The sequence below is a fragment of the Kribbella sp. DT2 genome (assembly GCF_049844575.1).
Classification (GTDB): Bacteria; Actinomycetota; Actinomycetes; order Propionibacteriales; family Kribbellaceae; genus Kribbella.
On the sequence record NZ_JBNCLH010000019.1, the window covers coordinates 35210 to 48001 of the forward strand.

At 69.4% G+C, this 12792-nt stretch carries 10 protein-coding genes; 5 read left to right on the forward strand and 5 right to left on the reverse strand.

What is annotated here, in order from left to right:
* Positions 1-100: 100 nt before the first annotated feature.
* Positions 101-1147: a carbohydrate kinase family protein gene (locus tag ACLQ2O_RS41255; protein ID WP_425843230.1), complete on the forward strand. Its 1047-nt coding sequence runs from the start codon at positions 101-103 to the stop codon at positions 1145-1147.
* Positions 1148-1171: 24 nt separating this feature from the next.
* On the opposite strand, the gene ACLQ2O_RS41260 is transcribed toward ACLQ2O_RS41255, so the two are convergent.
* A complete protein-coding gene (locus tag ACLQ2O_RS41260) occupies positions 1172-2341 on the reverse strand; it encodes an MFS transporter (RefSeq protein WP_425843232.1) in 1170 nt (389 codons plus the stop codon).
* A 238-nt stretch (positions 2342-2579) separates the two neighbouring features.
* Between ACLQ2O_RS41260 and ACLQ2O_RS41265 the strand changes: the two genes are divergently transcribed.
* From ACLQ2O_RS41265 to ACLQ2O_RS41280, 4 genes are read left to right on the forward strand one after another with little or no spacing between them, the layout of a single operon-like run.
* Positions 2580-3866: an ABC transporter substrate-binding protein gene (locus tag ACLQ2O_RS41265; RefSeq protein WP_425843234.1), complete on the forward strand. Its 1287-nt coding sequence runs from the start codon at positions 2580-2582 to the stop codon at positions 3864-3866.
* Positions 3866-4786 (forward strand): carbohydrate ABC transporter permease, encoded by a 921-nt coding sequence (locus ACLQ2O_RS41270; protein ID WP_425843236.1) that lies wholly within the window; start codon positions 3866-3868, stop codon positions 4784-4786. The genes ACLQ2O_RS41265 and ACLQ2O_RS41270 overlap by 1 nt, the downstream gene beginning before the upstream one ends.
* A gap of 1 nt (position 4787) precedes the next feature.
* Complete coding sequence (locus tag ACLQ2O_RS41275; protein WP_425843238.1) at positions 4788-5636, forward strand: carbohydrate ABC transporter permease; 849 nt, start codon at positions 4788-4790, stop codon at positions 5634-5636.
* A 27-nt stretch (positions 5637-5663) separates the two neighbouring features.
* Positions 5664-7025: an FAD-binding oxidoreductase gene (locus tag ACLQ2O_RS41280; RefSeq protein ID WP_425843240.1), complete on the forward strand. Its 1362-nt coding sequence runs from the start codon at positions 5664-5666 to the stop codon at positions 7023-7025.
* On the opposite strand, the gene ACLQ2O_RS41285 is transcribed toward ACLQ2O_RS41280, so the two are convergent.
* The 4 genes from ACLQ2O_RS41285 to ACLQ2O_RS41300 form a co-directional block, all read right to left on the reverse strand.
* A complete protein-coding gene (locus tag ACLQ2O_RS41285; RefSeq protein ID WP_425843242.1) occupies positions 7009-8001 on the reverse strand; it encodes a TIGR03842 family LLM class F420-dependent oxidoreductase in 993 nt (330 codons plus the stop codon). The genes ACLQ2O_RS41280 and ACLQ2O_RS41285 overlap by 17 nt on opposite strands.
* Before the next feature lie 12 nt (positions 8002-8013).
* Positions 8014-9420, reverse strand: coding sequence for a dihydropyrimidinase (hydA, locus tag ACLQ2O_RS41290; protein WP_425843244.1), 1407 nt, complete (start codon positions 9418-9420; stop codon positions 8014-8016).
* A 16-nt stretch (positions 9421-9436) separates the two neighbouring features.
* A complete protein-coding gene (locus tag ACLQ2O_RS41295; RefSeq protein WP_425843245.1) occupies positions 9437-10276 on the reverse strand; it encodes a nitrilase-related carbon-nitrogen hydrolase in 840 nt (279 codons plus the stop codon).
* 140 nt (positions 10277-10416) lie between these two features.
* Entirely contained in the window at positions 10417-12792 is a 2376-nt protein-coding gene (locus ACLQ2O_RS41300) for a TIM-barrel domain-containing protein (protein ID WP_425843247.1), read from the reverse strand.

The following is a 12792-nucleotide window of genomic DNA, read 5'->3' on the forward strand; positions in this document are numbered from 1 at the left end:
ACACCCCCACAACCACCGATGTCCTCCCAAATCCCTGGTGATGACCGGTTGATGATGTTACGAAGGACAGCAAACCACTCACCACCGACAAGGACGTCACGTGGAAGATCCGGACTGCTACGACGTGTTCGTACAGGGCACTGTTTTCCTCGACATCGTGCTCACCGGACTGGAGTCTGCCCCGACCACCGGGACCGAGATCTTTGCCGAAGGGATGGGCTCGTGCCCCGGCGGTGTCGCGAACTTCGCGATCGCCGCGAGCCGGCTCGGGCTGCGCAGCGGCCTGGCCGCGGTCTTCGGCGACGACGTGTACGCCGACTTCTGCTGGCGCACGCTCGCCGACCAGGAGAAGGTCGACCTGTCGCACTCGCGCCGGATCGGCCACTGGCACTCCCCCGTCACGGTCTCGATGTCGATCGACCGGGACCGGGCGATGGTCACCCACGCGCACGAGGCGCCCGGCGACCCGAGCAAGCTGGTCGGCCCGGGTCTCAACACCCGCTCGGCGATCGTGCCGGTCGCGGAGGAGCTGCCGAGCTGGACGGCCGAGGCCCGGGAGTCCGGCGCGCTGCTGTTCGGCGACGTCGGCTGGGACCCGACCGACACCTGGTCACCGTCGGTGCTCGACGTGCTCGACGGCTTCCACGCCTTCACGCCGAACGCCGGCGAGGCGATGGCCTACACCCGGACCGACACCCCGAAGGCCGCGCTGCACAAGCTGGCCGAGCGGGTCCCGCTGGCCGTCGTGACGAACGGTTCGGACGGCGTACTGGCGATCGACTCGGCGACCGGGGAGGAGGAACACATCCCCGCGCTGCCGGTGCGGTCGTACGACCCGACCGGTGCCGGCGACGTGTTCCTGGCCTCCCTGGTGCTCGGCACGCTGCGTGGCTGGCCGCTGGCGCACAGGCTGGCGTTCGGCAACCTGTGCGCCGGACTGTCGGTGCAGCACTTCGGCGGCTCGCTCGCGGCGCCCGGGTGGGGCGACATCATCGACTGGGTCCGGGACCACAGCCGCACCCGCCCGGGCGGCGTCGACCCCGACATCCTGCGGCACTACACGTTCATCGGCGACGTCCTCCCCGAAGGCCCGGTCCCGATCGTCCGCCGGGCCGGCGCGACCATCGCCCGGCTCTCCGACGCCTGACCTCCAGTACGACGGCCGCCGGCATCACCTCCGCCGGCGGCTCAGCAGAGTGGCCGACACCAGGACCAGCAGCGCGCCTCCCGCCAGGAACCCGTACGACGGCCCGGCGCGATCGATCAACACCCCGGTCAGCGACGCCCCGGCGGAGCTGCCCAGGTTGTTGGCCGTGTTGATCCAGGTGCTGGCCTCGGTGCGCTGGTCGGGCGGCGTGAGCTCGTCAGCGGCCAGGTAGGACACGACGAACAGCGGCGCCACGGCAACACCCGCCAACCCCATCGCCAGGCCCAGCACGACCAGGTGCGAGGCCAGCGACGCCGCGAGCAGCCCCGCCGCCAGCAGGCCGATCAACCCGGCCAGGTGTGTCTCGTGCGACCGGGTGTGCTTCCGGCGACCCCACAGCAGGCCGCCGACCACGCTGCCGAGGCCGATCCCCGCCTCGACGAACCCGGCGGCTCCGGGCTTCCCCTCGGCCTGCGCGAACCCAGCGACGCACAGGTACGCCGTACCGACTCCGGCTGCAGTGACCAGGATGACCAGCAGGATCCGGCGCAGGCCGGCGTTGGTCAGCGGCCCGAGCGGGTGCCGCATTGGGCTTGGTGGAGTGGTCCGGCTGGTCAGTGGTGAGGTGACCATCAGGCAGGTGCCAACGGCCAGCAGCACCGCCGTACAGACGAGTGCTGCTGGTGCTGACCAGAGGCTGATCAGCAGGCCGGCCAGCATGGGACCGGCCAGGTAGAGGGACTCCTCGCAGATCGCGTCGAGGGCGTAGGCGCGTTCCTTGAGGTCGGTGCCGTCGGTGATGAGCCGCCAATTGGAGCGCATCGACGGGCCGAGTGGTGGGGCGAAGAGCCCGGTCACGGTGACCAGTACGACCAGCAGGCCCGGCGTACTCAGGAAGGTGGTTGCCACGAGCCCCAGCGCGCAGACGAGGGCTAGCGGTGGCAGGACTCGGCGCTGGCTGTAGCGGTCGACCAGCCGGGCCTTGTACGGCATCGACAGCGACGCCAGGCCGAAGCCCGCGGTCGCTGCTCCGGCGACGGCGAACGAGCCGGTCGCGTCGTGGACGGTGAACAGGGTGGACAGTGAGAGCAGACCGTAGGCCAGCCGGCCGGCCAGCGCGGGCACGAAGGTGCGCAGCGCGGACGGCAGCAGCAGGACAGCACGGTAGCTCCCAGCACGCAGGGTGCTGGACATGCGAAGGCGCTCCTAGAGAGCCCCGGCCTCGACGAGGCGGGGGACGGCAGATGGGCTCGGCAGCGAGCCCTCTCTAGTGCGGCATGCGGGACATGGCGCACACCCTACAGCGCAAAGACGAGCACGCCACTGCTTTTTCAGCAGCCGGAAAGCAGCGCCAGGAGACCCGCTCGGCCGTAGGGTCGGACCAGGGTGCGCGGGGCGTAGGACCGCGCCTGGAGTGTGGAGGTACGTCGAGATGCCGGGTGCTGACGGGTTCAACCGCAGGAGCTTCCTCGCCCTCGGAGGCGGGATCGCGGCGATGGCGGTGGCCGGCTGCGGGTCGAACACCGGCCGCTCGGACTCCGGCGGCGGTGGCGCCTCGGGTGACAAGCCGGCGCTCGCGCAGTGGTACCACCAGTACGGCGAGGCCGGCACCCAGCAGGCCGTCGAGAAGTACGCCAAGGAGTACCCGGACGCGACCGTGACGGTGCAGTGGTCCCCCGGCGACTACGACAAGAAGACCGCGGCCGCGCTGCTCACCGACGGCGGGCCGGACGTGTTCGAGTACGGCAACGGGCCGAGCATCGACATGATCAAGGGCGGCCAGGTCGCCGACCTCACCGACCTGCTCGGCGACGCGAAGAGCGACTTCACGCCGTCGCTGCTGGCCCGGGTCACCTACCAGGACAAGCTCTACGCGATCCCGCAGGCGACCGACATGCAACTGCTGGTCTACCGCAAGAGCCTGCTGCAGCAGGCCGGGGTCCAGCCGCCGACGACCGTCGACGAGCTGATCGCGGCCGCGAAGAAGCTGACCACCGACAAGGTGAAGGGCCTGTTCGTCGGCAACGACGGCGGCGTCGGGGTTCTCGGTGGTCCGGCGCTGTGGTCGGCCGGCGTCGACTACCTGACCGAGGACGGGCAGTTCGGGTTCGACGACCCGGCCGCGGTCGAGTCGCTGCGCAAGCTGCGCGAGCTGTTCACCTCCAAGGCGTTGTTGCTCGGGGCACCGACCGACTGGTCCGACCCGTCGGCGTTCACCCAGGGCCTGACCGCGATGCAGTTCACCGGCCTGTGGACGTTCCCGCAGCTCCAGAAGGCACTGCCGGACGACTTCGGCGTCCTGCCCTGGCCGAAGCTGAACGCCTCCACCGGCGCCCCGAGCGTCCCGGTCGGCGCGTACGGCGCCTCGGTCAGCACCAAGTCCAAGAACGTCGACGCGGCGAAGAAGTTCGTCAAGTGGCTGTGGGTCGACCAGACCGACAAGCAGCTCGACTGGGCGCAGAGCTACGGCTTCCACGTCCCGGCCCGCAAGAGCCTGGCCGAAAAGGCCGAGAAGCTGAAGTCCGGCCCGGCCGCCGAGGCGGTGAAGTTCGTCAACGAGAACGGGCACGCCCAGACGCCGCTGCTGTGGACCCCGAAGTCCGGTACGGCGTACTCGGACGCCCTCAGCCGGATCATCAAGAACGGCAGCGATCCGGCCACCGAGATCAAGGCGGTCAAAGCCGTCGTGGAGGCTGAGCTCAAGCGCATCGCCGGCTGATGCCCGCCCTCGCCGCGCGGCTGCGGGGCCGCTACGACCGCAACCTGTGGTTCGTGATCTTCGTCGGGCCGTTCGTGCTCGGGCTGCTGGTGTTCGTCTACGTGCCGATCGTGTGGTCGGTGGTGCTGAGCTTCTTCGACGCCCACAACACGGTCACCCCGACGAACTTCGTTGGCCTGGGCAACTACCTGGACATGCTCCGGGACTCCGCGTTCCGGTCCAGCCTGCTCACCTTCGTGCTGTTCGCGCTGTTCATCGTGCCGACCACGTTCGTCGCCTCGCTCGGCCTGGCCCTGCTGGTCAACCGGACCCGCTTCGCCCGGACCTTCTTCCGGTCGGTCTTCTTCCTGCCGACCGCCTGCTCGTACGTCGTCGCGTCGCTGATCTGGAAGCTGTCGATCTTCAACGGCGTCCGGTTCGGCCTGGCCAACACCGTGCTCGGCTGGTTCGGGGCGGAGCCGGTCGCCTGGCTCTCGGTCACGCAGCCGCCGTGGTACTGGCTGGTGATCGTGTCGGCGCGGATGTGGCTGCAGGCCGGGTTCTACATGATCCTGTTCCTCGCCGGGTTGCAGCGGATCGCGCCGTCGCTGTACGAGGCGGCCGCGATCGACGGCGCGACCGGCTGGAAGGTGCTGCGCTACATCACGCTGCCGCAGTTGCGGGCGACGTCGACCGCCGTCCTGCTGCTGCTCCTGATCAACGCGTTCCAGGCGTTCGACGAGTTCTACAACCTGCTGTCGAGCTCGGGCGGTTACCCGCCGTACGCGCGTCCGCCGTTGGTGTACCTGTACTACGCGGCGCTCGGCCAGGGACAGGACTTCGGCCACGGCAGCGCCGGCGCCGTACTGCTAACTCTGTTGATCGCGCTGGTGGCGCTCGTGCAAGGTAGGTTCCTCGGGCTCGGGAAGAGGGAGGACTGAGATGGCGAACATCCAGCGCTCCCGCGCGGACCAGGCCGGCTCGGTCGTCCGGTACGCCGTGCTGGTGGTCGGCGCGATCCTGTTCCTGCTGCCGTTCTACCTGCTCGTCCGTAACGGTCTGTCGACCGAGCAGGACATCACGTCACCGGACTGGAAGTTCTTCCCGTCGTCGCTGCAATGGGGCAACATCGTTGACCTCTTCAACGACCCGCTGGTGCCGATCGGGCGGTCGCTGCTCAACTCGCTGGTGATCTCGGTCGTGCAGACCGCCGGCGTGCTGGTGATCTCCGGCCTGGCCGGCTACGGGCTGGCGCGGATCCCGTTCCGGTACGCGAACGCGGTGTTCTACTTCATCGTCGCGACGCTGCTGATCCCGGCCGCGGTGACCTTCGTGCCGAGCTTCGTGCTCGTCTCCTCGCTCGGCTGGGTGAGCACGCTGCGCGGGCTGATCGTGCCCGGGCTGTTCCAGGCCTTCGCGACGTTCCTGTTCCGGCAGTACTTCCTGAACTTCCCGCGTGAGCTGGAAGAGGCCGCGCAGCTCGACGGTACGGCGTACTGGGGGACGTTCTGGCGGATCGTGGTGCCGAACTCGACCGGGTTCATCGCCGCGATCGGCACCATCACGTTCATCGGCTCCTGGAACGCGTTCCTCTGGCCGCTGGTGATCGCGCCGGACCAGAGCGCCTGGACGGTGCAGATCGCGCTGTCCACGTTCCTGACCGCGCAGACCATCAACCTGCCACAGCTTTTTGTCGCCGCCGGCATCGCGATCCTGCCGCTGGGGGTCATGTTCGTCTTCCTGCAGCGCTGGATCGTCGAGGGGGTCGAGCGCTCGGGGATCAGTGAGTAGATCCAGTATCGAGGGGGCACCATCATCATGATCGACCAGTTACGCGCCAAGGTCTCCGGACCGGTTCTCGCACCAGGGGACGACGGCTTCGCCGACGAGGTCGCCGCGCAGAACACCGCCACCGTGCACACGCCGGAGGTTGCCGTCGGCATCGCGTCCGAACAGGACGCGGCGGCCGTCGTACGGATCGCCGCTGCTACCGGCGTGCCGGTGCGAGTGCTTGCCACCGGCCACGGTTCGGCCGTGCCAGTTGCCGACGGCATCCTCGTCACCACACGTCGGCTCGGCGGGGTGACGATCGATTCCGAGCGCCGGATCGCGACGATCGGCGCCGGGGTGCGCTGGGCCGAGGTGATCACAGCGGCCGCCTCCCACGGTCTCGCCCCGGTCTGCGGCGCCTCCGACAACGTCGGCTGCATCGGCTACACCACCGGCGGTGGGCTCGGCCCGCTCGCGCGCACGTTCGGCTTCTCGTCGGACTGGGCCCGAGGCTTCCGCCTCGTCACCGCCGACGGCGTCGTACGGACTGCTTCGGCCGAGGAGAACCCGGACCTGTTCTGGGCCCTGCGCGGCGGCAAGGCCGGCTTCGGCATCGTCACGTCGATGGACTTCGAGCTCGTCGAGCTGAGCACCCTGTACGGCGGCTCGGTCTTCTTCGACGCCGACCAGATCGCGCCGGCGTTCTCCACCTGGGTCGAGTGGACCAAGACGCTGCCCGAGGCGGCTACCTCGTCGGCGGTCGTCCTTCGCCTCCCGCCGCTGGAGTTCATCCCCGAACCGCTGCGCGGCAAGACGGTGCTGAGCATCCGCTTCGCGTCCGTGGGTTCGTCTGCCGAAGGCGAGAAACTCTTCCAACCCATCCGTGACGCGGCACCGGTCCTGATCGACCTGCTCCAGGAGATGCCTGCCTCCCGGATCGCCGACATCCACAACGACCCCCGCGACCCCGGCCCCAGCTGGGATCGCGGCCAACTGCTGACCGAGCTCGACCAGGAGTTCGTCGAGGCCTTCCTCGGCGCGGCCGGTCCCGATCAGCAGATCCCCTTCATCGCCGCCGAGATCCGCCACCTCGGCGGCGCGGCCGCCCGCGACGTCCCCGAAGGCAGCTCGGTCGGCGGCCGCGGTGCGTCGTACACGCTGATCCTGATCGGCGCGCCCGACCCCAGCCTGTTCGCAACAGTCCTCCCCGGCGCCGCACAGGCCGTGCTGGCCCCGCTGGAACCGTGGAAGTCCCCCGAGCACAACGTCAACTACGCCGGAGGCCTCACCGTCCCCGGCTCTTACGAAGCCTGCTGGCCCACCGAGACGTTCCACCGCCTCGCCGACATCCGTACGACGTACGACCCGACCGGCATCTTCCCGTTCGGCCCGCCTACAGCGCCGGAATGATGTCCCGGCCGTAGGCCTCGAGGGTCTGCTGCTTGGCGTCGTGCTGGAGGTAGATGGCGAACTGGTCGACGCCCAGGTCCTGGAGCTCGCGGAGTCTGGTGAGGTGGTTCTCGACCGGGCCGAGGATGCAGAAGCGGTCGATCACCTCGTCGGGGACGAAGCTGGTGTGGGTGTTGCCGGCGCGGCCGTGCTCGGCGTAGTCGTAACCTTCGCGGCCCTTGATGTAGTCGGTCAGCGCGGGCGGGACGGACCCGCTCGCGCCGTACCGGGTGACGATGTCGGCGACGTGGTTGCCGACCATGCCGCCGAACCATCGCGTCTGGTCGCGCTGGTGTGCGAGGTCTTCGCCGACGTACGCCGGTGCCGCGACGCAGAACTTGATCGCCGCCGGATCTCGCCCGGCTTCCTCGGCCGCACCGCGCACGGCCGAGATCATCCACGCGGCGATGTCCGGATCGGCCAGCTGCAGGATGTACCCATCGCCGACCTGCCCGGTCGCCGCGAGCGCCTTCGGCCCGTACGCCGCGACCCAGACCTCGAGCGCACCGTTGTCGACCCACGCGAACTTCAGCTGCTGCCCGCGGTACTCGACCGTGCGCCCGCACGCCAGCTCACGCACGACCTCGACGCACTGCTTCAGCTCCGCGATCGTGCCCGGCTTCGACCCGAGCGTGCGCAGCGCCGAGTCGCCGCGCCCGATCCCGCAGACCGTGCGGTGCCCGAACATCTCGTTCAGCGTCGCGAACTGCGACGCGATCACGGTCCAGTCCCGCGTCCCCGGGTTGGTCACCATCGGCCCGACGACGACGTTCTTCGTCGCGGCGAGGATCTGCGGGTAGATCACGAACGGTTCCTGCCAGAGCAGGTGCGAGTCGAACGTCCAGACGTGACTGAAACCGGCCCGCTCGGCCTGGACCGCGAGCTCCACCACCGCCGAGGCCGGCGGGTCGCACTGGAACACCACTCCGAAGTCCACCGGTTTCCCCCTTCAGACCAGGTACGACGACAAGCCGCGCCGCAGGTACCGCCCGTGCCCCTTCCGGCCATGGTAGTTGCCGTCGGCCACGATCACCACGCCGCGCGAGATCACCGTGTCGACATGTCCCCTCACCTCGAACCCCTCGTACGCCGAGTGGTCCATGTTCATGTGGTGCGTCTCGGCGCTGATCCGGGTCGTCCCGTTCGGGTCGTAGACGACCACGTCCCCGTCCGAGCCCGGCTGGATCACGCCCTTGCGCGGGTACAGCCCGAACATCCGGGCCGGCGTCGTCGCGACCGTCTCGACCCACCGCTCCAGCGACAGCTGCCCGTCGACGACGCCCTGGTAGACCAGGTCGACCCGGTGCTCGACGCCGCCGATCCCGTTCGGGATCTTGGAGAAGTCGCCACGGCCGAGCTCCTTCTGGTCCTTCAGGCAGAACGGGCAGTGGTCGGTCGACACGATCGCGAGATCGTTGCTCCGCAACCCTTTCCACAGGTCCCTGGCGTGCGACTCGTGCTTGCTGCGCAGCGGCGTCGAGCAGACCCACTTCGCGCCCTCGAAGCCCGGCGCGCCGAGCTGGTCCTCGAGCGTCAGGTACAGGTACTGCGGGCAGGTCTCCGCGAACACGTTGCGACCGTTGTCCCGCGCGGCGGCGACAGCTTCGAGCGCACCGCTGGCCGACAGGTGGACGATGTAGAGCGGGCAGTCCTCCGCGACCTCGGCGAGCGCGATCGCGCGACTCGTTGCCTCGGTCTCCAACGCCGGCGGCCGGGTGATGCCGTGGTAGATCGGGTCGGTCTCGCCGCGGGCCAGCGCCTGCTGAACCAGGACGTCGATCGCGATCCCGTTCTCGGCGTGCATCATCACCATCGCGCCGTTCGCGCGGGCGCTCTGCATCGCGCGCAGGATCTGGCCGTCGTCGGAGTAGAACACCCCGGGGTAGGCCATGAACAGCTTGAAGCTGGTGATCCCCTCGTCGGCGACCAGTTGGTCCATCGCCTTCAGCGCGTCGTCGTCGACCCCGCCGAGGATCATGTGGAACGCGTAGTCGACGTGACAGTTGCCCTCGGCCTTGGTGTGCCAGGTCGCGAGCCCGTCCTGCACCACTTCCCCCGTGCGCTGCACGGCGAAGTCGATGATCGTGGTCGTGCCACCCCAGGCCGCCGCCCGGGTCCCGGTCTCGAAGGTGTCGCTGGCCGCCGTACCGCCGAACGGCAGCTCCATGTGCGTGTGAGCGTCGATCCCGCCCGGGATCACGTACTTGCCCGCGGCATCGATCACCTCGTCGGCGGTGACCAGCGCGCTGTGCTCGGGATCGAACAGCGCGACGATCTTCTCGCCCTCGATCAGTACGTCGGTCTGATGCACCCCGGTCGGCCCGACCACGGTCCCACCCTTGACCAGCAACGACATCTGTGGCGCTCCTTCGCTAGGGCTTGGTCAGGTCTCCGTAGGCATCCGGCCGGCGGTCCCGGTAGAACTGCCACCGGTCCCTGACCGTGTCCAGAAGGTTGAGATCCAGGTCCCGCACGATCAGCTCCGGGTTGTGGTCGTCCCCGACCTCCCCCACGAACTTCCCCTCCGGGTCCACGAAGTACGACGTACCGTAGAAGTCGTTGTCCCCGTACTCCTCGACACCGACCCGGTTGATCGCCCCGATGAAGTACTCGTTCGCCACCGCGGAGGCCGGCTGCTCGAGCTTCCACAGGTACGACGACAACCCTCTCGAGGTCGCCGACGGGTTGAACACGATCTTCGCCCCCGCCAGCCCCAACGCCCGCCATCCCTCCGGGAAATGCCGGTCGTAACAGATGTAAACCCCGATCCGCCCCACCGCGGTGTCGAACACCGGGTACCCGAGGTTCCCCGGCCGGAAGTAGAACTTCTCCCAGAACCCCTTCACCTGCGGAATATGAGTCTTCCGGTACTTTCCCAGGTACTTGCCATCAGCATCGATCACGGCCGCGGTGTTGTACAGCACCCCCGCCTGCTCCCGCTCGTACACCGGCAGCACCATCACCATCCCCAGCTCAGCCGCCAGCGCGCTGAACCTCTCGACAGTAGGCCCCGGAACAGTCTCGGCATACTCGTAGAACTCAGGATCCTGAACCTGACAAAAGTACGGCCCGTAGAACAGCTCCTGAAAGCAGATGACTTTCGCCCCCTGGGCGGCCGCCTCCCGCGCATACCCCTCATGCGCCTTGACCATCGACTCCTGGTCCCCGGTCCAGCTCGCCTGCACCAACGCCGCCCGCACGATCTCCGCCATCCGCGAACCTCCCGCTAGCCGAGCACCCATGCTCCGCCCGACAGCCACTCGGAGTCAACGAATCGCCGGTAAGGTCTTGCTGCGGGCGGCGTCGCGCCGCTGGGCGTTGTCGCGCGGCCGAACGCCCAGCCGGGGAGAGCTCAGCCGACGACGGCGCCGAGCAGCTCGATCAGGGCCGACCGGACCGCGTCCGGGAGATCGACGGCGGTGAGCTCGGCGATCTGTTCCGCGGTGGGACGGGTGGTCTGGACGATCTCCCACGCGGTGAGCTTCTCGGGGTTGCCGATCTGGGCGCGTTCGAGGAGCTCGCGGATGGCGTCGTGCTGATCTGTGCCTACGCGGAGGGGGTCGCCCTCGACGTGGACGACTGTCTTCTCGTCGGAGCGCGCACTGATCGTGACGCCCCAGCGGCCGTCGATGCCCGTGGGCTCGACAGGGTTGCCGTTGACGGTGACGGGGCCGGTGGGGAGCTTCGCCAGGAAGGTGACGGTCCACTCGCGTACGGCGGGGACCACCTCGGGGCGCCCGGTAACAGCGTCGATCTGGAAATCGCCGGTGCCGGGGTCCCAGCTGAGGACCGTACCGGCAGCGGGGCCTCCGTCGGGGCCGATGACCCGGTCGTCCTCGTCGTCCTCGGCCAGGGCGAACGAGCCCGCGGCCGCCGGCGCGACCAGCACGTCGAAGGACGCCGGATTCCGGGTCGCGTCGAGGTCGTTGGCCAGCGGCAGGATCCCGCCCGCGCGCAGCAGCACCGGGATGGACGCCGTCGAGCGGTGCAGCTCGACGGCGCGGTCGCCGGCGTAGACGGTGCCGGTGAAGATGTCGGTCCACGCCCCCGCCGGCAGCCACGCGCGCGCCCGTCCGCGCAGGGACTCCGGGCTGCGCGGCTCGGTGATCGGCGCGACGACCAGCTCAGACCCGAACTCGTACTGATTCGGTACGCCGTACGCCTCCGACAGCCGCGGCTCCAGGTGGTACATCGGCCGCACCAACGGCGTCCCGGCGGCCGCGCGGTGGTTCATCGTGTGCAGGTACGGCACCAGCCGGTGGCGGAACCGCAGCGCCTCGCCCATCGCGTCGCGGTGCTCGGCAGGGAACGCCCACGGTTCCTTGCGGATGAACGGGTTGTTCGCCGAGTGCAGCCGCGAGATCGGCGAGAACACCCCGAACTGCACCCAGCGCGTCGCGAGCTCGTCGTCGCGCACCCCCCGGGTGTGGCCGCCGATGTCGTGGCTCCACCAGCCGTACCCGACGTTGGCGGCCGTCGCGGTGAACTCCGGCTGGAACGCCAGCGACGCCCACGACACGACCGCGTCACCCGAGAACCCCACGGCGTACCGGTGGCTGCCGGGACCGGCGTACCGGGAGAACGTCATGCCGGGGCGCCCGTCGCGCGCCGCGTCGAGGTGGTGGAAGTGGTTCAGGACCCAGAGCGGGTCGACGCCGACCGCGTTCGAGCTGGAGCCCTGCTGCCAGTCGATCCACCAGAAGTCCACGCCGTCGGCCTCCAACGGGTGGTGCAGCTGCGCGAAGTACGCGCGCAGGAACTCCGGGTCGGTCGGATCGAACGGAATCGCCGCGCCACTGCCCGGATCCACCCCGACCGCCCGCGCGACCTCGGGATAGGCGTCCTCGAAAGCCCGTACGCCGTCCGCCGGGTGCAGGTTGAGCGTGGCCCGCAGCCCGCGCTCGTGCAACGCCTTCAGGAACGCCGTCGGATCCGGGAAGAGCGAACGCTCCCACGAGTACCCGGTCCAGCCGTTGCCGTACTCCGGCGGCACCGAGTCGACCCGGTGCCAGTCCATGTCGATCACCGCGACCGAGAACGGGAGCTGCTCGTCCCGGAACCGATCCATCAGCGCCAGGTAGGAGTCGGTCGTGTACGGGTGGTACCTGCTCCACCAGTTGCCGAGGGCCCATCGGGGCAGCCGCATCAGCGCGCCCGAGACCCCGTAGAACGCGTCGAGGGCCGCCGGGTAGTCCCGCCCGTACGCGAACAGGTACAGATCTCGTCGCCCCGCCTCGCGCGTACCGATCCAGCCGTCGTCCTCGAACAGGAACGACACGGAATCGTCCAGTACGGCGATGCCGCCCGGCGCCACGACCCCGGGTCCGAGCTCGGCCCGCCCGTCGACGTCGTCCAGCGTGCGCGTCGTACCGCCGAGGTCTCTGGCCGGTTCGCCGTAGCGCCAGCGCCCGCTGTCGCGCCCGAGGCACTCGACGAGCAGCCCGTGGGTCGAGAACTGCTCGCCGTCGTACCGCAGCCGCGCCCGCTCGGTGGTGATGACGACACCGCCACGGTCGTCGCGCTCGACGGTGAAGTCGACCGGCGCGAGATCACGCCGTACGGCGAACGTCGAGACGCGGTCCTCGAACGCGCCGTCGTCGGACCACTCGATCCGGAACAGGCCGGTGTCGAGCACCGTGACCCGCCAGTGGTCGCCGGTCACCTGACGGTCGGCCTGGGCTCGCGGCGATGCCTCGGGCAACGGCCTGACAACGGGAAGGTCGGTCAC